Here is a 21,825-nt window from a genome sequence, read left to right as displayed (position 1 = left end):
CGCCTCGCCGACCCCGACACCCTCCACCACACCCCCATCGGCGTCTTCCGCAGCACCGAACGCCCCGTCTACGACACCCTCATGGCCGACCAGCTGGAGGCGGCCGTGGAACAGCACGGCAAAGCGGACCTCGCCGCCCTCCTCACCGGTCATGACGCCTGGACGGTCCACCGCTGACCCGGACGGGACCGCCCCGGCAAGAGCCCGGGGCGGTCCCGCATGCCCTCGCCCGCAGCTCCTCACACCCCGCCGCGCAGTACCTCCAGCAGCCGCGCCGCGAACTCCGCCGGACGCTCCGCGCAACCCACGTGCCCGCCCGGGAACTCGGCGAATCCGGCCCCGGTCAGCTCCGCCAGCCGCCTCGCCGGCCCGTACAGCGCGGCGGTCCCGCGCGAGTCCGCCCCCGCCGCCAGCACGAGCAGGCCGGCCTCCCGCCGCAGCCCGGCCACGTCCGGCACGCTCCCGGTGAACGGGCACAGCACGTGCTCCAGGAAGAACGGCAGGTTGGCGTACATGCGCGGGGCCATCTCCCGTATCGCAGGGGGCAGTTCGGCCTCCGCATCCGGCGCGGGCCGACCCCCGGCGCCCTGCTCCCCGGCGCCCTGCTCCCCGGCGGGGCCGCTCATCCCCTCGGCGAAGCGGGCCATAGCCGCCCCCGCGCCCTCGGCGCGCAGCAGGTCCCGTACCTCCGCGAAGAGCGCCCGGTGCGGCGCGGGCTCGTCCAGCACCTCCACCAGCGGCGGCTCGTGCGCCACCACCCGGGCCACCCGCCCGGGGTGACGGGCCAGCAGCTCCAGCGCGGCCACGGCGCCCGCGCTGCATCCCAGTACGTACGCGGCCTCGTGCGGGGAGACCAGTTCCAGCACCCGGTACGCGTCATCGGCCCAGACCTCCACCCGCTGTCCGGCGGGCGGACCGTCGAGCAGGCTGCGCGACTGGCCGCGCGGGTCGTACGAGACCACCGTGTACCCGGCGGCGGCGAGGCCGTCGGCCATCCCCTCGTACAGCCCGGCGTCGGCTCCGCCGCCCGGGATCAGCAGCAGCACCGGGCCGCTGCCCCGCTTCTCGTAGTGCAGGGCGGCGCCGGGTACCTCCAGCACGCCGGTCGTGCGCGTCGGCGTACCCATCAGCCCTCGGCCCCCTCGTGGTGTCCGTCCCGTGGCGGCCAGGTCTCCAGGGCCACGTGCAGCGCGTCGAGCGCCCGCGCCCAGGACTCGTCCACGTCGCGGGAGTGCCCGAAGCCGCCGCTCGACTCCAGGTGGGCGTAGCCGTGGAAGGTCGCCCGCAGCAGCCGGCCCGCGTCCGTCAGGTCCGGCTCCGCCAGCCCGTACGCCCGCAGCATCCCGTAGGTGAGCTCCACGCTCCGGCGCAGCCCGGCCGAGCCCTCCAGCTCCTGCGGCTCGAAGCGCATCTGCGTCGCCGCGTAGCAGCCGGGGCGCTCCAGGGCGTAGGCCCGGTAGGCGTCGGCGAACGCGATCAGCGCCTCCTTGCCCGCCCGCCCCGCGACGGCCGCCGCGATCCGCGCGGTCATCTCCTCGGAGGCCGCGAGGCCCACCCGGACCCGCAGTTCCCGCAGGTTCCTGACGTGCGAGTACAGGCTCGCGTCCTTGACGCCGAAGCGCCGCGCGAGCGCGGACAGCGTCACCTTCTCCAGCCCGGCCTCGTCCGCCATCTCGGCGGCCGCCTCCGTGAGCCGTGCCGCGCTCAGACCCGCGCGCACCATCGGGCACCTCCCCAACCTAGGACCTCTAGGCAAAAAGCTAGGTGATCTAGGTGGTGGCTGTCCAGCCCGGTTGCCGCCGGCCCGGCGTCACGCCGACCCTTGCGTACAGCGTTCCGCCGTGCGTACGCTGTGCGCAACGCAGTAACGGCGTACGCACGAAGGCGCACGCGAAGACGAGAGGGACGACCCATGGAAACCAGGAACCCCCGCCGCTGGTGGATCCTGATCGTGCTGTGCCTGAGCTCACTGGTCCTGGTGGTCGACTCCATGGCCCTGACCGTCGCGGTGCCGGTCCTGACCACGGAGCTCGGCGCGAGCGCGCAGGACACCCAGTGGATCCTCGACTCCTACATCCTGGTCTTCGCCGGGCTCCTGCTCACCTCCGGCAGCCTCGGCGACCGCTTCGGACGGCGCCTGGTCATGCTGGTCGGGCTGGTCCTCTTCGGAGTGGCGTCACTGGCCGCGACCTACTGCTCCGACCCGGGCGAGGTGATCGCCGTACGCGTCGCGATGGGCGTCGGCGGCGCGCTCATCATGCCGTCCACCCTCTCCATCCTCATCACCGTCTTCGAGGAGGACGAGCGGCCCAAGGCGATGGCGGCCTGGGGCTCGGTCTCCATGCTCGGCCTGGTGGGCAGCCCCGTCCTCGGCGGCGTCCTGATCGACCACTTCTCCTGGCAGTCGATCTTCTTCATCAACGTCCCGGTCGTCGTCCTCGCCGTGATCGCCGCCCTCACCCTGATGCCCGAGTCCAAGGGGCCCTGGCAGAAGCCCGACCCGCTCGGCGCCGTCCTCTCCGCCGTCGGGATGACCGCCCTGGTCTGGTGGATCATCGAGATCCCGAAGCACGGCGCCTTCGAGGGCCGCTCCTCGCTCATCCTCGCCGTCGCCGCGGCCTGCCTCGCCGGCTTCGTGATCTGGGAGAACGTCACCCCCTCCCCGATGGTCCCGCTGGTCCTCTTCAAGAACCGCAACTTCAGCGGCGGTTCGCTCTCCCTGACCCTCGTCCAGATCGGCAACGGCGGCCTGCTGCTGGTCCTGACGCAGTACCTGCAGTTCGTCCTCGGCTACTCGCCCCTCAAGGCGGGCCTCGCCTTCGTCCCGCTCGCCGTGGCCGCCCTGATCGGCAACGGAGCCGGCGCCGGCCTCGCCTCCAAGGTGGGCAACCGCCCCCTGATCGTGGTCGGCATGATCGTGATGGCCGCCTCCTTCGCCCTGCTGACCACCGCCTCCCCCGACTCCGGCTTCACCGTCCCGGCGGTCGCCCTGGGCCTGCTCGGCCTCGGCGCGGGCGCGGCCATGCCGGCCGCCGTCGGAGCCCTGATGGCCACCATCCCCGAGGAGAAGGCGGGCGTCGGCTCGGCCCTCAACGACACCATCGGTCAGGCCGGCAGCGCCCTCGGCATCGCGATCCTCGGCTCGCTCCTCGCCTCCGGGTTCGCCGCCGAGATGCCGGCCGGACTGCCCGAGCAGGCCAGGCACTCCATCGCCGGGGCCCTGGCCGTCGCCGGCGGGGACCAGGGCATGGTGCGCACGGCCCGCGAAGCCTTCGTCACCTCGATGTCGACGACCTTCACCATCAGTGCCGCCGCCATCCTGGCCGCCGCGGTCCTCGCCGCCGTGGTCATGCGGGACCACAAGAAGGCCGAGCCCGCCCAGCCCGCCCCGTCCGCGCCCGCGGCCGCCTGACCGGTCCCGCCACACCGTACGAAGAGGCCCGCGCCCCGAGGGGGCGCGGGCCTCGTCGCGCGCCACCGCGCGGCTCAGCGGCCGGGAGGCACCACGGCGGTGCCGGCGGCCGCGGGGCGTCACGGCTTGTCGAAGGTGTAGAACCGCCGGTGGTCCAGCATGTCGGCCGGGGTCACGTCGTTCCACGGGGGCAGTGCGCCCCGCAGGTCGATCACGTTCGGCGTCCGGGTCGCGGGCAGGTAGCCGGCCTTCGGGTTGCGGGCCTGCCACTCCGCCCACAGCTTGTCGATGAAGGCGTGGTGCAGCCAGAACACCGGGTCGTTGGGGGAGGCCGCGGAGGCCCTGCGGCCGCCCACCCACACGTGGACCCGGTTGTGCAGGTTGGCCCCGCGCCAGCCCTCCAGGTGGTTGCGGAACCCGCTCGAGGCGCTGTTCCAGGGCGCGGTGTCGTACACCGGCATGGTGAGCACCGCCTCGGCCTCGGCCCTGGTCGGCAGCTGCGGCACCCCCGACCCCAGGACGCGCGGACGGGCGCGTCTGCCGGGCCGGCGGCCGCCCGTGGACTACAACGGAGGGCGTGCACGAGAGCGAGGGACGGCCCGGACGGCGCCGGCTGATCCTGGGCCTGGCCGCCGCCGCGATCACCGCACGGCCCGGCCTGCCCGCCCGTGCGGCCACGCGCGCCGAGGGCCCCGTACGCCAACCGCCCCCGGACGGCGGCCTGGACGTCACGGCGGAGAACGCGCTCCCCGGCTCCCCGGGCTGGCGGATCACCCGCCCCGGCCCGGCCCGGGCCGTCGAGGGCTTCGCCGAACGGGTGTCGCTGCGCCCCGGAGAACCGCTGGGCCTGAGGGTGTCCACCACCGCCGCCTCCTACACCGTCTCCGCCTACCGCATGGGCTGGTACGGCGGCGCCCGGGCCCGCCTGGTGTGGCGCTCCGCACCGCTCCCCGGCGTCCGCCAGCCGCCCGCCACCACGGACCCCGGCACCCGCACCGCGAGCGCCCCCTGGCAGCGGACGGCGCTGCTCGACACCTCCGGCTGGCCGGAGGGCGCCTACCTGCTGCGCCTGGACACCACCGACGGGCTGGCCCAGCGGTTCGTGCCGGTCACCGTACGCTCCGCCGCCACGGCCGGCCGCACCGTGCTGACGCAATCCGTGACCACCTGGCAGGCCTACAACCGCTGGGGCGGCGCGGACCTGTACAAGGGCAGGACGGGGCGCAAGGCGTCGAGGTCCCTGAGGGTCACCTTCGACCGCCCCTACGCGAACGGGAACGGCGCCGGCCAGTTCCTCGTCTACGAGGCACCCGCGGTCGCCCTCGCCGAACGGCTCGGCCTGCCCCTCGCCTACGCCACCGGCATCGACGTGGCACGGGACCCGGAACTGCTGTGCGGAGCGGCCGCGGTGGTCTCCATGGGCCACGACGAGTACTGGAGCCCCGAGCAGCGCCGGCACGTGACCCTCGCCCGCGACACCGGCACCAACCTGGCCGTGCTCGGCGCGAACTGCTGCTACCGGCGGATCCGCCTCGAAGCCTCCGCGGCCGGCCCGGACCGGGTCGTCGTCTGCTACAAGGACGACTACGCCCGGGACCCCGGCTACCAGCGGGGATCCCCGCCCACCCACGACTTCCGGCGGGCACCCGCCGCGGACCCCGAGAGTTCCCTGCTCGGCGTGATCTACGACGGCTACCCCGTCGACGCCCCCTACGTGGTGACCCACCCCGGGCACTGGCTGCTGGAGGGCACCGGAGCCCGCGCCGGCGACAGCTTCCCGCACCTGGTGGGCGTCGAGTACGACCGGGTGAACCCGCGCCACCCCACCCCCCGCCCCATCGAGGTGCTGGCCCGCTCGCCGGTCGTCCGCAAGGGCCGCGCCTCGTACGCGGACACCGCCTACCTCACCCTGCCGGGCGGCGCGGCCGTCTTCGCCACGGGCACCATGCGCTGGGTCGAGGCCCTCGACGCGACCGGTCCCGCGGGCGGCAAGGCCAACCACGGCCTGGACGCCCGCGCCGGGCACTTCACCCGCACCGTCACCGCCAACGTCCTGCGCGCGTTCGCCCGCGGCCCGGCCGGCCCGGCCAGACCCGCCCGGGACAATCTGGACACCCTCCCCGGCGCGTAACCCCACTCCCCGCCGGCCGCGGCAGTACGGTCCTCCCGCGGCTTCCGCCACCACCACCTCACCACCACGTCAGGGGATGCGCGTTGCGTCGACTCACCGTTGCCCTCACGCTGCTGGCCACCCTCGCCGCCGGCGCCCACTCGGGCTCCCGGGCGCTGTCCGCCGACCACGGCACGGACGCCGGCCACCGGGGCACGAACATCCTCGTCGTCGGCATCGACAGCCGCGCGGGCCTCTCCGCCGCCGAGAAGCGCCGGCTGCACGTCGGCGGCAAGGGCTGCGACTGCACCGACGTGATGATGCTCGTCCACCTCTCCGCGAACGGCCGCCGCGCCAGCATCGTCTCCATCCCCCGCGACTCCTACGTCCAGTACCCGCTGCCCGGCCCGCCCCGCTTCGGGAAGATCAACGGGGCGTACGCGATCGGCGGCGGACCGCTGGCCGTGCGCACCGTCGAACAGGTCACCGGCCTCCACGTCGACCACTACCTGGAGACCGGATTCACCGGCTTCGAGCAGACCGTCGACAACCTCGGCGGCGCCACCGTCTGCACCGACCGGCCCCTCCGGGACGAAGGCTCCGGCCTCGACGTCCCCGCCGGCGTCCACCACACCGACGGCAACCAGACCCTGCGCTACGTCCGCGCCCGGAAGATCACCAACCGGCCCGGAGACCTCGGCCGCGTCCGCCGCCAGCAGCGCACCGTCAACGACCTGCTGGCCCGCCTCACCGCCGAAGGCGCCCTCTCCAGCCCCCTCAGCACGGCCCGTACCGCCCGCACCCTGCTGAAGACCGTACGCACCGACGACCGGACGGACCTGGACGACCTCGTCCGCATCGGCTGGGCCCTCGGCCGGCTCCGCGCCGAGCGCACCGAGTTCGCCACCGTCCCCATCCGCCTCTTCGACCACCGCGTCCCCGGCGTCGGATCCACCCTGGTCTGGCACGAAGCCCGCGCCGCCGCCCTCTGGGACGCCCTCGCCGAAGACCGCCCCATCACCGGCGACCCCCGCATCCAGCCCGTCCCCGAAACCCCAGCCGACACCAACCCGGCCGGCGTCAAGGTCCGCGTCGACGAGCCCGCCGTCGCCGCGGCCCTGACCCGCAACGGCTTCAAGGTCACCCCCCGGCCCGCACCCGCCGTACGGCTCCCCGGCCCGCCCGTCATCACGTACGCCCCCGGCCGGGAAGCGGACGCGGCCACCCTCGCCGCGGCCCTTCCCGGCGCCCGCCTCCACCCCGCCCCGGACCACGACCAGACCTTCGACGTCACCGTCGGCACCACCCCGGTCCGGGTCAGGACGGTGACCTACGACCGCAACAAGGCGGACGGCGCCCCGGTCACCGCCGACACCCTGCGCTGCCCCACCACCACCCCCCACCCCGCCCGGCCCACGGGCTGAACCCGGCCCGCGCCGCCCGGGAACACCCGGAGTGCGGGGGAGGGGGCCGGCCGCGCAGGGCGGTCCCTCACCACCGCACCCCGAGGTCCCGAGCCAAGGCCCGGCAGTCCTCCCGCGCACCGGGACCGAGCAGGTGCCGGACACGGCCGAGCAGGACCAGCAGGTCCGGCCCGTACGCGGCCCGGAAGGCGGCGTCCTCCGCCGCGAGGTCCAGCTCGTTGGCCGCCGTCAGCTCGGCGAAGTCACGCCGGGCCCGTTCCCCCGGGACCAGGCTCCGCCCCCCGTCGAAGCGGTCGGTGAACACGGAACCGGCCCGCCCCAGACCCGGGTAGGTCGCCCCCCGGTCGCACGCGGCGTACAGGTACACCACCCCCTCGGCCTCGGCTCCGATCGCCGCCACGACCTCCGGACGGCGCTCCAGCGGCAGCAGCGCCACGGGAAAGCCGTCGGTCCCGTACACGGCGTGGCACAGCCCGGCGAGCCGGAGCGCCGGCCGTGCCCCCCACGAGGCGAGCCGCTCCCGTACCCGCAGCAGGTGGGCCGGCAGGTCGCCGCCCGGATGGGGAACCCCCTGCGCCCCGCACCGCCGCAGCAACTCCAGGGCCCGCTCCTCGGCGGACGGCACAGCGGTCATGGAACCCTCCCGTGGTCGGCACCCGTCCGGCGCCCACGCCGGTTCCGGACCCGGTCGTGGCCACCGGACAGGGTTGCCGCCTGGGTCCGGGCCCACCGGAATCGTCCGCCCTGCCCGGCATCCAGTCAATCCTGGGGTTTCCTTGCCAACACCCAAGCAATACCTTGGGGTTCATGACCCTGGACGATCTCCGCGTCTTCATCGCCGTATGCCGCGCGGGCAGCCTGAGCGGCGTCGCGCGCGAACTGGGGTGCACCCAGTCGGCGGTCAGCCAGCACGTGAAGCGCCTCGAACGCGAAACGGCGACGACCCTGCTCGAACGCCGGCCCCGCGGAGTGGCACCCACCCCCGCCGGCCGGATCCTCTACGAGGCCGCCGCCGACGGGATCACCGGCCTGGACCAGGCGCTGCGCCGCCTCGGCGACCTGGCGAACGGCGAGGGCGGATCCGTACGCGTCGGCACCGGCGGGGCGACCGTCCGCCACTTCATGGCCGAGGCCATCGTCGACTTCCGCCGCCACCACCCTCGCACCAGCCTGGAGTTCCGCACCGAGACCTCCAGCCGCCGCTGCTTCGAAGCCCTCCTGGCCGGCACCCTGGACCTGGCCTGGGTCACCATCGGCCCCCCGGTGCCCGGCATCGAGCAGCGCCCCGTGGCCGACCTGCCCTGGGTGCTCGCCGTCCGCGCCGGCGACCCGCTCGCCGCCCGCCGGACCATCGACGCCGCCGACCTCACGGACCTCCGCCTCGTCCGGCTGCCCCCGAACTCCCTCTCCGGCGCCCGCCTGGACGCGGCCTTCACCGAACTGGGCGTCCGGGTCGGCTCCGACACCAGCGTCGCGGACTGGGACACCGCGCTCCTGCTGGCCGAACTCGGCCTGGGCCACACGGTCGTGCCGCTCGTCCCCGGCCTGCGCGCCGCACCCGAAGGCCCCCTGCGCCTGGTCCCCGTACCCGCCCTCCCGCCCCTCGCGGTCGGCTGGGCGGTCCGCCGCTGGGAGGCCCTCTCCCCGCTGGCCCGCACCTTCGCCGACGCGGTGGGCGAACGGACCGTCAGCCACGTCCGGCGGTGAACACCAGCGAGGCGTTGTGCCCGCCGAAACCGAAGGAGTTGGTCAGTGCGGCGCCGGGCACGCCCCGCCGCGGCCGTCCGGCGACCACGTCCAGCCGTACCCGCGGATCGAGCTCGTCCAGATTCCGCGTGGCGGGTACCACCTGGTCGCGCAGGGCGAGGACCGCGGCGACGGCGCCCAGCGCACCGGCCGCCCCGAAGAGGTGCCCGGTCATCGACTTGGTCGCGGTGACGGCCGGATGCGTACCGATGGCCTCGGTGATCGACTCGGCTTCGGTCAGGTCGCCCTGGGGGGTGGAGGTCGCGTGGGCGTGCACCTGCCGGACGTCGAGCGGGCCGAGCCCGGCCGACGTCAGGGCGAGCCGCATCGCGCGGACCTGCCCGTCCCGGTGGGCGGCGGTGATGTGGTGCGCGTCCGAGGTGACGCCCGCGCCGGCCAGGACCGCGTGCACGCGGGCGGCGCGGGCGGCGGCGAAGCCGGCCCGTTCCAGGACCACCAGCGCAGCGCCCTCCCCGATGACGAAGCCGTCCCGCCCCGTGTCGAACGGCCTGGACGCCTCCCGCGGCGCGTCGTTGCGCGTGGAATGCGCCTTGGCCTGGGCGAACCCCGCCAGCGGCAGGGGGTGGACGCAGGCCTCGGCCCCGCCCGCCACGACCACGTCCGCGCGCCCCAGCCGGATCAGGTCCAGGCCCATCGCGATCGCCTCGGCGCCGGAGGCACAGGCGCTGACGGGGGTACGGGCCCCTCCCCGGGCGCCGAGTTCGATGCTGACCCAGGCCGCCGGCCCGTTCGCCATCAGCATCGGCACGGTGTGCGGCGAGACCTTGCGGACCCCGGACGCCTCCAGGACGTCGTCCTGCCCGAGCATGCTCAGCGCGCCGCCCGTGCCCGTACCGATCACCACGGCCAGCCGCTCCGGCTCGACCTGCGGCCGTCCCGCGTCGGCCCACGCCTCCCGGGCCGCGATCAGCGCGACCTGCTCGCACCGGTCCAGCCGCCGCGCCTGCACCCGGTCCATGACCTCACCCGGCTCGACCCGCAGCCGCCCCGCGATCCGCACCGGCAGCCCGGCGGCCCACTCCTCCTCGATCGCACCGACCCCGGACTCCCCGGCCAGCATCCCGGCCCAGGTCGAGGGAACGTCCCCGCCGAGCGGCGTCGTGGCCCCCAGCCCCGTCACCACGACATCCGTCGTATCCGTGGTCATCGCACAACCCCCTTTTGTTCGACTGGCACACCCCCGCCATCGGACTCGGGCCGGAGGTGATCAAGACATTGGCCAATCTGCCAGGGAATTCACGCACCATCAGGTGCGGCGATCGACGGAGCCTCCGCCAAAGATTTGTAGGAACCACATGAAAGACCCGCCCCCGAAGACCGCACCGTCCAGCGGCCGCCGGGCACGCGGAAGGGCCCGGGCAACGAGTGCCCGGGCCCTTCGCATCGCGCGCCGTGCCGGCCGCGGCCGGACCGGATCCGGTGACGCCCGTGCCGGACCGCGAGCGGGGACGGCCCGGTGCCGGCGGGTCACCGGGCGTCGCCGCGGCGCTCACCGCGCGACGAGCCGAGCGGCCGCACGGCGGTCACCGCGCGGCCCGCCCGGAGGTCAGGAGCGCGGCTTCACCAGCGCGACGGCCTCGATCTCCACCAGCTGCTCGGGGAACGCCAGGTCGCTGACCCCGATGATGGTGTCGGTCGTGCGGTGCTTGCCGACGTACTCCTTGTGCAGCTTCGCGGCCGTGTCGAAGTTCTGGCGCAGGTCCTTGGTGTAGATCTTCATGCTGACGATCTGGCTGCGCGGGATCTTGTAGTGCGCGAGGACCTTGTCCATGTTCTCGAACGACGTGCGGACCTGCTTCTCGAAGTCGCCGACGCCCACCAGGTTCCCGGCCGCGTCGTGCGACAGCTGACCCGAGATGTAGACGGTGTCCCCGGCCTTGATGGCCTGCGAGTAGCCGTAGGTCTCCTCCCACGACACCCCGAACCCGAAGTGGTCCCAGCCGCGGCGCGCCGTGTCCTGCGCACTCGCTCCCTGCGGCCCCACAACGGTGATGCCGGCCACCAACGCGGCCACCACAGCGGCGATACCGAACCTGCGCCTCGACTTGGTCATTCCCCTTGTCCTTTCGTCCCCGGTGCTGGAGCTCCGAAGCTGCCAGGCCGCGAACGAGAACACCTCGAACGGGAGTCGAACGGGCGCATCGGCGCCGTTGACGCCGCGCGGCGTCATGCGGCCCCGGGCCGCCGGCGGTCACCGGCACGACCGCGACCCTCAAGCCCGGCCAGGACCACTCCCGTCTCCCCCGGAGAGCCCCTCGCCGCCGGGCACAAGGCCGTCAGCGGGATCGGCGGCGGCCTCCTGGGCGGCGGCGCGGACAAGGCCCATCGGGGTCAGCCCTCCGTCCCCGGCGAGGCGCCGGGAGAGGGCATCACCCGTGCAGCAGCGGGCGCAGTTCGGCGTGGGCCCAGCCGGCGAGCCGGGTGGGCGTGGTGGTCAGCAGGTCACGGGGCTGCTCGGGCACCAGGTCCCGCGAGCCGGCCGCCATCCCGACGATGCCCTCCACCGCCGATCCGGGCAGCCCGGCCGCGCGCAGGGCGTCCCGCACCGCGTCGTCGCCGATCCGCTCCGCCCGGACGGTGCGCCCGAGCGCGGCGGTCAGGATCCGTGCGACCTGGTGGAAGGTGAGGTCCTCGGGTCCATGGACGGCCTGCACCACCCGGCCCCGCCACGCGTCGTTCAGCAGCCGGGCCGCGACCACGTCCCCGACGTCACGCGGATCCACCCACGGCATCGGCCGTCCCGGGTCGAACGCGGTGCTCAGCACGCCGCGGGAGAGCCCCTCGAGGTCGAGCAGCAGGTTGGTGAAGAAGTACGCGCACCGCAGGTGCAGCACGTCGGCTCCGGCGGCGTCGAGCTCCGCCTCGATCCCGGCCAGCCCGTCGATGTGCCCGACGCCGTGCCGCTTCTCCGCCCCGACGCTGCTGAGCAGCACCACCCGCCCCACGTCACCGTCCCGGACCGCCCGCACCAGCGGCGCCGCGGTCGCCAGCGAGGTCCCGACCGGGTCCGCCGCCGTGTGCGGGGTGGGGTCCACCCAGAAGACGGAACGCGCCCCCGCCACCGCCTTCCGGACGAACCCGGGGTCCGTGAGGTCGCCCGCGCACACGTCGGCCCGCCCGCGGGTCTCCTCGTCCAGCCGGGCGGGGTCGCGGACCAGGACGCGGGGGCGGACGCCCGCCTGGAGCAGCAACCGCACCACGCGCGATCCCACGTGTCCCGTCGGTGTGGTCACCACGATGCCCATCGAACCGTCCTCCTCCTAGACCCCCCGCCCGCACGCGCCGCACTCCCGACGGCGTACCCCGGGCCGCCCGGATCATTCGGGCGCCGTCAGGAGTGCGGCATGGGGAAGGTGTTGAGGCCGGTCTCGGGGAGGTCGGACGGCGTCCAGCCCAGGCGGGTGCCGGCCCGTCGCAGGCGGCCGGCACCGAGGGCGGGGTAGGCGGCCGGGGCGGCGCCGACCGTGCCCGGGACGATGACGCGCACCGCGTGGAGGCCCCCGGCGGCGGCCTCGGGCGCGGTGATGTCCACGGTGATGACCTCGTACCCCCGCGCACGGACCCGGTCGGCCAGTCCGCCGCCCGCGCCGACGCGCGGTACGTCGCTCCAGCGGCCGGCCGGGAGGTCCCAGGTCCACGGCGCGACGCGGTCGGCCGCCCTCCGGTCCAGGTAGAGCTGCTGCTGGCACAGCTGCTCCACGACGTCCGACGCGTCCTCGCGGTAGGAGTCGAGGTAGCGGCGGTCGGCCCGCCAGGGTTTGAGCGGGGAGGGCCGGCCCGGGGTCGGGACGGTGGCCGCGGGGTCGTCCAGGGTGCGGCAGGTCAGCTGCAGGGTGTACGCCTCGGCCAGGGCCTTGGCCGCGGCCTCGACGGGGTCGGGGCGCACGGCGAACCCGTACGTCAGCCAGCCCTCCGCGCGGCTGCGCACACCGGCGGCGAGCACCGGCGCCCCGAACTCGTTGTCGAGGTGCGTCAGCCGGACGTCGAAGTCACGGGCGGCGCCGCTGATCAGGCCGCGCAGGTACGCCGTCGGCTCCATGGCCGGCAGCGGCCGGGCGTGGGCCCACCACACGGCGGCCGCGTCACGTTCGACCACCTCCTCCAGCCCGGCGCGCAGCGCGTCCCCGGGGGTGGGGCCGGCGGCGGTGCCGCCCAGGGCGGGGAAGGCGTACAGCGGTTCCGGCCCCTGGTGGGGCATCCGCCCCCAGGCCGTGTACACGAGGAAGGCCGGTACGTGGACGGGCTCGTCGCGATCGGCGTAGCGGCCCTCGATCCAGTGGGCCGGGGAGTCCCGCAGGAAGGGGCGGAACGGGAAGCCGGGGGTCGCGTACTGGCGGGGCGAGTACAGGACGAGCCGGCGGGGGTCCAGCGCGGGGACGCCCCGGCGGGACAGCTCGTCGTGGCTCGCGTACCGGACCCGTTCCGGGGCGGGCGGCACGGAGCCGCAGAACCGCTCGACCGCTTCCCCCTCGGCGGAGCGGCGGGCCCGCCCTGGGCCGTCCCAGGAGGTGCCGAACGCCCGCCGGTCGGCCTGCCACGGCCGGCCCGGGCCGGGGTCGGCGAGGTCGCACACGGCCAGGTGGAGGGCGGGCGGGGTACCGGCGGGGCCGGCGAGGACCCGCGTACGGGAGATGACGGACGGGTACGGGCCGGCGCCCGGCGCCGGACAGCGGTCGCTGTCCGGGCCGGGCTCCGCGGTACGGGTGGCTGTCATCGGCTCACACGTACGCGGCGACGCAGTTGTCGACGATGAACTGCTCGGCGTCGACGTAGGCCGCCACGCAGTTGTTGACGACGAGCTCCTCGGCGCCGACGTAGGCGGCGACGCAGTTGTCGACGACGAACTGCTCGTCCACGAGGTCCACGAGGTTCATGACGCGTTCCCTTCGATTGCGTGTCCTCTTCCGGGTCTGGAGGAGGCGGTCGGCAGCGGCGGGGTGCCGCTGCCGTCCCGTACGGGGCTCGCGGAGCCCGTACGGAAGTCTTCGCGGGCGGTGACCAGGGCGCAGCCGGCGCCGGCGGTGGTGGCGAGGACCGCGCACAGGGTCCACAGCGTGGGGGCGCCCCACTGGTCGAGGACCCAGCCGCCGGCCGCGGGGGCCAGGAAAGCGGCGGCCGACCAGGCGCCCCCGTACATCCCCTGGTACCGGCCGCGGCTCTCGGCGGGGGCGCGGCCGGCGGTGACGGCGATCCCCGCGGGCGCCTGGAGGATTTCGCCCAGCGTCCAGATGAGGACCGTGCACGCGAAGGCCGCGACGCCGTCCGCGAACACCGTCAGGCCGAAGCCCCAGCCGAGGAGCAGGCCGGCGGCGAGCAGCACCCCCGGACGGGAGCGGCCGCTGACCAGCCGGGTCAGGGGGATCTGCAGGGCGACGACCACCAGCCCGTTCACGGCACTGACCAGGCTGTACATCTCGGGCGAGTGCCCCTCGCCGGTCATGACGACGGGCAGGGTGGAGGTCCCCTGTTTGAAGACCACGGCGAACAGGGCGGTCATCAGGACGAAGAGCATGAAGGAGCCGTCGCGGTGCACGGGTACGGCCTTCGCCCCGGCCGCGGGCGCCGGCCGCCGCCCGGCCGGGCCGGGGCGGGTCTCGGGGACCTTCGCCAGCACCACGATCCCGCACAGCAGCGTCGCGGCGCCGTCGGCCAGGAAGACCAGCGCGTAGCCGTGCACGACCATCAGGCCGGCCAGCACCGCCGCGATCGCACCGCCCGCGTTCAGCGCCCAGTAGTTCAGGGCGAAGGCCCGCTGGCGGTCCTCGGGCCGGACCAGGTCCGTGAGTGAGGCCTGCGTCGCCGGCCGGACCGCGGTGGCGCCGAGCCCCATGGCCAGGGCGGACGCGGCCACCGCCCACGGCGCGGTGCTCACGCCGAGCAGGGCCATGCTCACCGCCGTCCAGAGGTGGGAGGCGAACATGGTCGTGCGCCGCCCGATCCGGTCGGCGAGCGCTCCGCCGAGGAACGTGCCGGCGATCCCGCCGAGGCCGACGAGGGACATCACGAGCCCCGCGTACGAAGCCGAGTAGCCGTGCCCCGCGGTGAGCGACAGGGCCAGCATGGGACCGGCGAAGCCGCCGATCCAGTTCACCAGGACGCTCAGCCAGATCCACCAGAACGCCGTCGGCAGGCCGCGTACGGCCGCCGGGGCCCTCAGCCGCGCCCCCCGCGGGCGGGTCACCGGCTGCCGGCCGGGTCGCCGGCGGCCGGTGAGCCGTACGGGAAGCCGAACCGCGGCCGGGCCGGGGCGCCGCAGTCGGCCCGCCCGGCCAGCTCCTCCAGCAGACCGGGCTCGCGGGCGGCCGCCACCAGGACCTCGCGTAGGCCCTCGTACCACTCCCGCGCCTCGTCCGCGGTGGCGAACCTCGGCAGGTCCTCGCGCACACGGGAGTGGTTGCGCGCCAGGTGGACGAGGAGCCGCCGCAGCAGGTCCCCGGCGGAGGGCAGCCGGGTGCCGAGGGTCAGGTGGAGCGAGGGGCGGCCCTCGACCGCCTTGACGGTGTGCCACCAGCCGCGCGGCAGGTACAGCACGTCGCCGTCGGTCAGTTCCCCTGACCAGGCGGCGGCGCCGGGGGCCGGCGGGGCCGGGGCGCTGAGGACCCCGACCGGGTGGTCCTCGGTCGGCGGGTGGACCTCCCAGTGCTTGGCGCCCTCGGCCTGGAGGACGAACACGTCGTGGTCGTCCCAGTGCGTGTGGAACCCCTGCTCGGCCCCGCCCAGGTTCACGTACAGGTTGGCCTGCACGAGGGAGCGCAGGGTGCCCTCCACCGCGGTGACCAGGGCCCGCAGCGGGGCGTGGAGTTCCTCGACGCCGTCGATGACGAGGGTGCTGCCCGCGCGGAGCGTCTCGTACAGCCGCTCCGGGCGCAGCCGCGAGGGGCGTCCGCGCGGCGACAGCTGCGGGACGGGCTCGGCGCAGGAGGCCAGGGGCACCCCGTCGGCGGACCGCACCAGGTGGACGCGGGAGGAGTCGGTACGGGCGGCCGCGAGGACCTCGTTGAGCTCGGGCCAGCCGAAGAGGCAGCGGAAGCGGCCCTGGCGCCCCCGGATCAGTACGGGCTCGGACCCCAGCCGGTGGCGCAGGAAGTCCGGCTCGGCGAGCGGGTACAGCAGGCCGGCGAGCCCGTCGGCGGGGGCGCGGCCGGGTGCGTCCGCCTGGAGGATGTCCACAGCTGCTCCGGGTCTGCTCGGTGGGGGACGGGTGGGTGAGGGGGCGTGCGAGCGGGTCAGCCGGCCGCCGGGACGGGCGCCAGCGTGTCCCGGATCAGGGCGAGGGGAGGCGCGGCCACCAGGTAGAAGTGGTCGCCCGGCACGGTCCGTTCACGGACGCCGCCCGTGGTCAGCTCGCTCCAGGGCCGGCGGTCCGCGTCCAAGTCGGCGTCCCCGGTGAGGGTGGTGACCGGGCACCGCACGCTCGGGGCGCCACCGGCGCCGGGGGCGTAGGAGTGGAACATCTGCGCGTCCGCCCGTACGTACGGCAGGACCAGCTCCTGGAACTCGGGGTCGGCGGCCAGTTCGGGATCCGTCCCGCCGAGGGTGAGGAGCCGCTCGATGACGGCCGGGTCGTCGGCCTCGTCCGGGTCGGTCCACTCCTCGGCGGACGGGTACGGGGCGTCGCGGGAGCCCGACGCGAACAGGTGGACGGGGTCGATCCCCCGGGCCTCCAGCGCCGCGGCGGTCTCCAGGGCGATCGGCGCGCCCATGCTGTGGCCGAACAGGGCCAGGGGGCGGTCGGCCAGCGGCGCCACGGCTTCGGCGACGGCACGGGCGAGTTCGCGCAGGTCGGCCGCCACCGGCTCGGCGAGGCGCTCGGCGCGGCCGGGGTAGCGGACCGCGTACACCTCGACCCCGGGGATCCGGTGGCCCCAGTCGCGGAAGAAGGACGCGGATCCCCCGGCGTGGGGGAAGCAGATCAGACGGGCGACCGGGTCGGCGACGGGTGCGGTGCGGTGCAGCCACAGGGCGGTGCCGGCGGTCGCGTCGTTCGGGGCGGTGAGGTCGGTGGTCACTGGGCGGTCTCCTGTGCCGGGTCCTGCCGGCGGGCGCGCAGGGCACGGGCGCGGCGCGCGGCGGCGCGGCGTTCGGCCGAGGCGGTGCCGTCGGCGCCTTCGGTGGCACCGTCGCCGTCGCGCAGCATCGCGACCTGCGCGGCGACGGTGGTGTGCTTGAACAGGGCGACGACCGGGGGTCGTTGGCCGGTATGGCGTTCCAGGGCCTCACGGAGCTGGAACATCGCGAGGGAGTGGCCGCCGAGGTCGAAGAAGTTGACGTCCGGCGGCACGTGGGGGGTCTTCAGAATCTCGGCCCAGGCGGCGGCGACCTGCGCGGTCAGGTCGCCCCCGGACTCCGGCGCGCCGGCGGCGCCGGCGCCGGGGGAGGCGACGGGCTGCGGCTCGTCGGCCAGGGCCCGCAGGGCCGCCCGGTCCGCCTTGCCGTTGACGGTACGGGGGAACGCGTCCAGGCGGACGATCCGGGCGGGGACCATGACGGCCGGCAGCCGGGCGGCGAGCCGCTCGCGCAGGTGCTCGGGGGCCGGCACCGCCCCGGACGGGGCGAGTACGAAGGCGGTCAGGGAGGTGCCGGCGACATCCGGGACGGCGACGGCCTCCCGCACGCCGGGCAGCGCGGTCAACTGCGCCTCGATCATGGGCAGTTCCACGCGGTGGCCGCGGATCTTGACCTGGTGGTCGCGGCGGCCGAGGAAGGCGAGGGTGCCGTCGGCGTTCCAGCGGGCGCGGTCGCCCGTACGGTACATCCGGGCCTCGGGCGCGTCCGCGAAGGGGTCGTCGAGGAAGGCACGGTCGGTGGCCTCCGGCCGGCCGTGGTAGCCGCGGGACACCCCGGCGCCACCGATGAACAGCTCGCCCTCGGTGCCGGGCGGCACCGGGCGCAGCTCGTCGTCGAGCAGGTGGAGCAGCGCGCCGGGGACCGGCCGGCCGATGGAGACGGGGCCCGGGGCGTCGAAGCGCCGGTAGCTGGCCCAGACGGTCGCCTCGGTGGGCCCGTACTCGTTGACCAGCGCGGTGGGGGCGGTCCGCAGGGCGAAATGGCGGTCGACGAGTTCGGGCGGCAGCGCCTCGCCCGCGACGATGACGGTCTCGAGGGAGCTCAGGCGCTCGCCGCCGAGGGAGCGCGCGGCGTCGAGGAGGACGCTGTAGAGGGAGGGCACGCACAGCAGCCGGGTGACCTGGTGGCGCTCGACGAGGGCGACCAGCCGCTCCGGGTCGCGCACTTCGTCCGGGGTGGCGACCACCAGGTGGCCGCCTGCCGTGAGGGTGCCCCAGAGCCCGGCCACCGACGAGTCGAAGGCCAGCGGTGAGACGAGGAGGAAGACGGGCCGGCCGGGGTAGACCGTGCGGCGGGCCAGGGTGGAGGCCGCCAGCTGTCCGTGTTCGACGACGACGCCCTTCGGCTCGCCGGTGCTGCCCGAGGTGTAGATGAGGTAGGCGGCGTCGTCGGCCGCCACCGGAACGCCGGGCGACTCCGGCTCGCGGCCGCGGGCCGCGCCGCTCGCGGGGCCGCCCGCCGGTTCCCGGGCGGTGGAGCCGACGTCGACCAGGGGTACGTCGAGCCCGGTGAGGCGGGGCCGGGTGGCGTCGGTGACGAGCACGGCGCCGACCTGGGCGTCCGTCAGGACGGCGGTCAGGCGGGCGTCGGGGTTCGAGGCGTCCACGGGTACGTACGCGGCTCCGCAGCGCATCACGCCCAGCACGGCGGCGACCATCGCGAGGGACGGTTCGACGAGCACGCCGACCCGTCCGCCGCGGCGGACGCCCGCCTCGGTGAGTCTGGCGGCGACGCGGCCGGCCCAGGCGTCGAGGTCCCCGTAGGCGATGCTGCTCGCGCCGCAGCTGACGGCCGTGCGGGCGGGGCCGGTGCGGGCGAACCCCGCGACGAGTTCGTGGACCGGCGGCATGGGGCCGGCGGGGAGGGGCTCGCCCTCTCCCGTGGGGCGGGGCGCGCCGGCCGGGGGCCCGGAAGGAGCGGTCAGAGTCGGCGTGGCCATCAGGAGTCCTCCATTGCTCGTCCAGACGGCGCAGGGCCGGTCCGCGTCTTCAGGAGCTTCATGCCAACAACATTGCCAGGTGAGTCACAATTATGGCAACCTCTTGCCAGAACTGGAAAGTCAATTCGGTGAACCGGGACGCCCGGTGAACCGGAATCACCATGGGAAGGGCAAGAGCCATGACTGAAACCCTTCAGGCACCGACCGGTGTGACGGTCACTCCGCTGACCGGGAACATCGGCGCCGTGATCGGCGGCGTGGACGCGGGCGACCCCCTGAGCGACGCGACGATCGCCTCGATCCGCGCGGCCCTGCTCCAGTACAAGGTGGTCTTCCTGCGCGACCAGGACCTGGACTACGCCGCGCAGACCGCCTTCGCCTCGCGCTTCGGCAAGCTGACGCTCGGGCACCCCATCTACGAAGCCCCCGAAGGCCGCCCGAACCTACGGGAGATGGACTCGAAGCAGGGCACCCGCGCCAACCACTGGCACACGGACCTCACCTTCATCGAGCGCCCGCCGGCCTTCGCGTTCCTGCACAGCAAGGTGATCCCCCCGGTGGGCGGGGACACCGTCTGGGCCAACGCCGCGACCGCGTACGCCGGCATGCCGGCGGAGCTGCGCCAGTTCGCCGACCAGCTGCGGATCGTCCACAGCAACGACTGCGACTTCACCGACGACACCGTCATCGAACGCGGCGCCTACATCTCCACCCCCTACGAGGCGGAACACCCCGCGGTCCGGGTCCACCCCGAGACGGGCGAACGCTCGCTCCTGCTCGGCGGGTTCGCCCGCAGGGTGGTGGGCTACCCCCCGCAGGCCTCCCGCGACCTGATCAGGGTCATGCAGGAGTACCTCACCAAGCCGGAACACACCGTGCGCTGGCAGTGGAAGGTCGGCGACATCGCCATCTGGGACAACCAGTCGACGGCGCACTACGCCATCTACGACTACGGCGACCAGTACCGCCGCGGCGAGCGCGTCACCGTCGTGGCCCCCACCCCCGTCGGCGTGGACGGCCGGCCCAGCGTGGCCCTGCGCGGTGACACCTCCGCCTACAGCACGGGCCGGGACTGAGCGGCCGGCGCCACCCGGACACGAAGACCACGACCCCGGACATGACGGAGACACAGGTGCGCACGTCCCCCTACGGAACCTGGACCTCACCGATCGGCGCGGACGCGGCCGCCGCCGGACAGAAGAAGGCCGAGTGGGCCGCGTTCATCGGCGAAGAGGTCTGGTGGACCGAATGGCGCCCCGGCGAATCGGGACGCGTGGCACTGGTGCGGCGCACGCCCGACGGCTCGGTCGCCGACGTACTGGACCCCCGGTGGAACGTCCGCACCCGGGTCATCGAGTACGGAGGGCGGCCGTGGCTGCCCCTGGGCGCGGAGCCCGCCGCCGGGTTCGTCTTCACCCACTGGGACGACCAGCGGGTGTACCGGGCCGTGCCCGGCGGCCGTCCGGAGCCGATCAGCCCGGAGCCGGAGCTGCCCGGCGGAGCGCACTACGCCGACTTCTCCCGCGTCGGGGACGAGGTCTGGTGCCTGCGCGAGACGGCCCTCACCCCGGACCGCGCCGAGGTCCGCCGGGACCTGGTCGCCCTGCCGCTGGACGGCGCCGCGGCCGCGGACCCGGCGGCCGTACGGGTCCTGGCCGCGAGCCACCACCTGATGACCGGCCCCAAGGTCTCCCCGGACGGCCGGTACGCCTGCTGGCTCGGCTGGGACCACCCGAGGATGCCCTGGGACGGTACGGAGCTGATGTGCGCGCCGGTCGGCCCGGACGGCACCCTGGGCCCCGCCCGCGTCCTGGCGGGCGGGCCCGGCATCGCCGTCAGCCAGGCGGAGTGGGCCCCGGACCGGCCCGGCGTCCTGTACGTGCTGAGCGACGGCACCGGCTGGTGGAACCTCCACGAGCTGTCCCCCGACGGCTCCGTACGCCCCCTGTGCGCACGGGAGGAGGAGTTCGGCGAGGCGCTGTGGCGCATCGGCGCGCAGTGGTTCCTCCCGGTCGGCGGCGGCCGGATGTTCGTCACGCACGGGGTGGGCGCACGGCGGCTCGCGCTCCTGGAGGCCGACGGCTCGCTACGGGACCTCGACGCCCGCGAGGAGCTCACCGAATGGGCCGTGCTGGCCACCGACGGCCGCCGCGTGGCCGCCTCGGCCGCCGGCCCGCGCAACCCGGGCGAGCTGCTGCTGATCGGGCCGGACGGCGGGGAGCCGGAGGTGCTGCGCCCGGCGGACACCTCGTACGAGGACCACCTGCCCCCGGGCTACCACGCGGTGTTCCGCGGCCCGGAGGGCGAGGAGGTGCACGCGTACGTGTATCCGCCGCACAACCCCGCCTTCACCGCCCCGGAGGGCGAGCTGCCCCCGTACGTGGTCCAGGCGCACGGCGGTCCCACCACCCGCAGCCAGCTGGTGGCGGACCTCTCCACCGCCTTCTTCACCAGCCGCGGCGTCGGCGTGGTGGACGTCCAGTACGGCGGCTCCACCGGCTTCGGGCGCGCCTACCGCGAACGGCTGCGGGAGGCCTGGGGCGTGGTCGACGTACGCGACTGCGCCACCGCGATCCGCGGCCTGGTCGCACAGGGGAAGGCCGACCCCGGGCGCATCGGCATCCGCGGCGGCAGCGCGGGCGGCTGGACCGCCGCCGCCTCGCTGGCCGCCGAACCGGAGCTGTACCGGGTCGCCGGGATCTACTTCCCGCTCCTGGACCCGGAGGAGTGGCGCGCGCGGGGCACGCACGACTTCGAGTCCCGCTACCTCGAAAGCCTCATCGGCCCGTGGCCGCGGGCCGCCGCCCGCTACGCGCGGGTGTCGCCGCTGCGGCGCGCCGACCGGGTGCGCGCGCCGTTCGTGCTGCTCCAGGGGCTCGACGACGCCGTGTGCCCACCGGTCCAGGCCGAACGGTTCCTGGAACGGATGCGGGAGAACGGGGTGCCGCACGCGTACCTCGCGTTCAAGGGCGAGCAGCACGGCTTCCGCATGGCGCGCACCGTCATCGACTGCCTGCACGCCGAGCTCTCCGCCTACGGGCAGGTGTTCGGCTTCGAGGCCCCGGGCATCCCCCGCACCGAGCTCTCGGCGGGGCGCCCGGCCTGA

18 protein-coding genes and 2 pseudogenes are annotated in these 21,825 nt (G+C 75.1%); 7 read left to right on the top strand and 13 right to left on the bottom strand.

Annotated elements, in window-relative coordinates:
- Positions 1–177, top strand: a pseudogene (locus tag ACZ51S_RS31685) (2-oxoacid:ferredoxin oxidoreductase subunit beta); the annotation flags it as partial.
- Between the two features lie 62 nt (positions 178–239).
- Here ACZ51S_RS31685 and ACZ51S_RS31680 read toward each other — a convergent pair.
- Positions 240–1,127 (bottom strand): alpha/beta fold hydrolase, encoded by an 888-nt coding sequence (locus tag ACZ51S_RS31680; RefSeq protein WP_468803889.1) that lies wholly within the window; start codon positions 1,125–1,127, stop codon positions 240–242.
- Positions 1,127–1,723 carry a TetR-like C-terminal domain-containing protein gene (locus ACZ51S_RS31675; protein ID WP_468803888.1) on the bottom strand — a complete coding sequence of 199 codons (597 nt, stop codon included), beginning with the start codon at positions 1,721–1,723 and terminating at the stop codon, positions 1,127–1,129. The genes ACZ51S_RS31680 and ACZ51S_RS31675 overlap by 1 nt, the downstream gene beginning before the upstream one ends.
- A gap of 189 nt (positions 1,724–1,912) precedes the next feature.
- Here ACZ51S_RS31675 and ACZ51S_RS31670 point away from each other — a divergent pair, with 189 nt between their 5' ends.
- Positions 1,913–3,412, top strand: a complete 1,500-nt coding sequence (locus tag ACZ51S_RS31670) for an MFS transporter (protein WP_468888733.1) — start codon at positions 1,913–1,915, stop codon at positions 3,410–3,412.
- Between the two features lie 119 nt (positions 3,413–3,531).
- Here the strand turns inward: ACZ51S_RS31670 and ACZ51S_RS31665 are convergent.
- Positions 3,532–3,963, bottom strand: a pseudogene (locus ACZ51S_RS31665) (tyrosinase family protein); the annotation flags it as partial.
- A 26-nt stretch (positions 3,964–3,989) separates the two neighbouring features.
- Here ACZ51S_RS31665 and ACZ51S_RS31660 point away from each other — a divergent pair.
- Together ACZ51S_RS31660 and ACZ51S_RS31655 are read left to right on the top strand one after the other, a co-directional pair.
- Positions 3,990–5,543, top strand: coding sequence for a N,N-dimethylformamidase beta subunit family domain-containing protein (locus ACZ51S_RS31660; protein ID WP_468478427.1), 1,554 nt, complete (start codon positions 3,990–3,992; stop codon positions 5,541–5,543).
- A gap of 83 nt (positions 5,544–5,626) precedes the next feature.
- Positions 5,627–6,946: an LCP family protein gene (locus ACZ51S_RS31655; protein ID WP_468962741.1), complete on the top strand. Its 1,320-nt coding sequence runs from the start codon at positions 5,627–5,629 to the stop codon at positions 6,944–6,946.
- A 67-nt stretch (positions 6,947–7,013) separates the two neighbouring features.
- Here the strand turns inward: ACZ51S_RS31655 and ACZ51S_RS31650 are convergent, their stop codons facing one another.
- Entirely contained in the window at positions 7,014–7,580 is a 567-nt protein-coding gene (locus ACZ51S_RS31650) for a DUF6817 domain-containing protein (RefSeq protein WP_468803886.1), read from the bottom strand.
- A 173-nt stretch (positions 7,581–7,753) separates the two neighbouring features.
- Here ACZ51S_RS31650 and ACZ51S_RS31645 point away from each other — a divergent pair, with 173 nt between their 5' ends.
- Entirely contained in the window at positions 7,754–8,653 is a 900-nt protein-coding gene (locus ACZ51S_RS31645) for a LysR family transcriptional regulator (protein WP_388946081.1), read from the top strand.
- Here ACZ51S_RS31645 and ACZ51S_RS31640 read toward each other — a convergent pair.
- The 9 genes from ACZ51S_RS31640 to ACZ51S_RS31600 form a co-directional block, all read right to left on the bottom strand.
- Entirely contained in the window at positions 8,634–9,860 is a 1,227-nt protein-coding gene (locus ACZ51S_RS31640; protein WP_468962739.1) for a beta-ketoacyl-[acyl-carrier-protein] synthase family protein, read from the bottom strand. The two genes, ACZ51S_RS31645 and ACZ51S_RS31640, sit on opposite strands and share 20 nt — an antisense overlap.
- Positions 9,861–10,259: 399 nt before the next feature.
- Entirely contained in the window at positions 10,260–10,766 is a 507-nt protein-coding gene (locus tag ACZ51S_RS31635) for a RidA family protein (RefSeq protein WP_388946076.1), read from the bottom strand.
- A 316-nt stretch (positions 10,767–11,082) separates the two neighbouring features.
- Positions 11,083–11,958 (bottom strand): NmrA family NAD(P)-binding protein, encoded by an 876-nt coding sequence (locus tag ACZ51S_RS31630; protein ID WP_468962737.1) that lies wholly within the window; start codon positions 11,956–11,958, stop codon positions 11,083–11,085.
- A gap of 86 nt (positions 11,959–12,044) precedes the next feature.
- Positions 12,045–13,427, bottom strand: coding sequence for a YcaO-like family protein (locus ACZ51S_RS31625; RefSeq protein WP_468962736.1), 1,383 nt, complete (start codon positions 13,425–13,427; stop codon positions 12,045–12,047).
- Positions 13,428–13,431: 4 nt separating this feature from the next.
- Positions 13,432–13,587, bottom strand: coding sequence for a hypothetical protein (locus ACZ51S_RS31620; RefSeq protein WP_468478421.1), 156 nt, complete (start codon positions 13,585–13,587; stop codon positions 13,432–13,434).
- On the bottom strand, positions 13,584–14,894 hold the full coding sequence (locus ACZ51S_RS31615) for an MDR family MFS transporter (protein ID WP_468803883.1): 1,311 nt from the start codon (positions 14,892–14,894) through the stop codon (positions 13,584–13,586). The genes ACZ51S_RS31620 and ACZ51S_RS31615 overlap by 4 nt, the downstream gene beginning before the upstream one ends.
- The gene (locus ACZ51S_RS31610; protein ID WP_468478419.1) at positions 14,891–15,883 is read right to left on the bottom strand and encodes a cupin domain-containing protein; all 993 of its coding nucleotides are present in this window, start codon (positions 15,881–15,883) and stop codon (positions 14,891–14,893) included. Before ACZ51S_RS31610 ends, ACZ51S_RS31615 begins: the two co-directional genes overlap by 4 nt.
- A 56-nt stretch (positions 15,884–15,939) precedes the next feature.
- Positions 15,940–16,722 carry a thioesterase II family protein gene (locus ACZ51S_RS31605; RefSeq protein WP_468478418.1) on the bottom strand — a complete coding sequence of 261 codons (783 nt, stop codon included), beginning with the start codon at positions 16,720–16,722 and terminating at the stop codon, positions 15,940–15,942.
- The gene (locus ACZ51S_RS31600; protein WP_468962734.1) at positions 16,719–18,719 is read right to left on the bottom strand and encodes a non-ribosomal peptide synthetase; all 2,001 of its coding nucleotides are present in this window, start codon (positions 18,717–18,719) and stop codon (positions 16,719–16,721) included. The genes ACZ51S_RS31605 and ACZ51S_RS31600 overlap by 4 nt, the downstream gene beginning before the upstream one ends.
- Before the next feature lie 179 nt (positions 18,720–18,898).
- Here ACZ51S_RS31600 and ACZ51S_RS31595 point away from each other — a divergent pair, with 179 nt between their 5' ends.
- Positions 18,899–19,795, top strand: coding sequence for a TauD/TfdA dioxygenase family protein (locus ACZ51S_RS31595; protein WP_468478416.1), 897 nt, complete (start codon positions 18,899–18,901; stop codon positions 19,793–19,795).
- 41 nt (positions 19,796–19,836) lie between these two features.
- Positions 19,837–21,825, top strand: coding sequence for an alpha/beta hydrolase family protein (locus ACZ51S_RS31590; protein ID WP_468478415.1), 1,989 nt, complete (start codon positions 19,837–19,839; stop codon positions 21,823–21,825).

This window comes from Streptomyces sp. NPDC034043 (assembly GCF_055575675.1).
Note: the sequence above shows the minus strand (reverse complement) of the source record. Positions and strands in the feature narration are given on the sequence as shown.

Bases quoted from the DNA above. Each gene is read 5' to 3' on its own strand.
- ACZ51S_RS31650 (WP_468803886.1), bottom strand. From the start codon at position 7,580: ATGACCGCTGTGCCGTCCGCCGAGGAGCGGGCCCTGGAGTTGCTGCGG.
- ACZ51S_RS31635 (WP_388946076.1), bottom strand. From the start codon at position 10,766: ATGACCAAGTCGAGGCGCAGGTTCGGTATCGCCGCTGTGGTGGCCGCG.
- ACZ51S_RS31595 (WP_468478416.1), top strand. From the start codon at position 18,899: ATGACTGAAACCCTTCAGGCACCGACCGGTGTGACGGTCACTCCGCTG.
- ACZ51S_RS31640 (WP_468962739.1), bottom strand. From the start codon at position 9,860: ATGACCACGGATACGACGGATGTCGTGGTGACGGGGCTGGGGGCCACG.
- ACZ51S_RS31600 (WP_468962734.1), bottom strand. From the start codon at position 18,719: ATGGCCACGCCGACTCTGACCGCTCCTTCCGGGCCCCCGGCCGGCGCG.
- ACZ51S_RS31590 (WP_468478415.1), top strand. From the start codon at position 19,837: ATGACGGAGACACAGGTGCGCACGTCCCCCTACGGAACCTGGACCTCA.
- ACZ51S_RS31670 (WP_468888733.1), top strand. From the start codon at position 1,913: ATGGAAACCAGGAACCCCCGCCGCTGGTGGATCCTGATCGTGCTGTGC.
- ACZ51S_RS31625 (WP_468962736.1), bottom strand. From the start codon at position 13,427: ATGACAGCCACCCGTACCGCGGAGCCCGGCCCGGACAGCGACCGCTGT.
- ACZ51S_RS31620 (WP_468478421.1), bottom strand. From the start codon at position 13,587: ATGAACCTCGTGGACCTCGTGGACGAGCAGTTCGTCGTCGACAACTGC.
- ACZ51S_RS31680 (WP_468803889.1), bottom strand. From the start codon at position 1,127: ATGGGTACGCCGACGCGCACGACCGGCGTGCTGGAGGTACCCGGCGCC.
- ACZ51S_RS31630 (WP_468962737.1), bottom strand. From the start codon at position 11,958: ATGGGCATCGTGGTGACCACACCGACGGGACACGTGGGATCGCGCGTG.
- ACZ51S_RS31675 (WP_468803888.1), bottom strand. From the start codon at position 1,723: ATGGTGCGCGCGGGTCTGAGCGCGGCACGGCTCACGGAGGCGGCCGCC.
- ACZ51S_RS31645 (WP_388946081.1), top strand. From the start codon at position 7,754: ATGACCCTGGACGATCTCCGCGTCTTCATCGCCGTATGCCGCGCGGGC.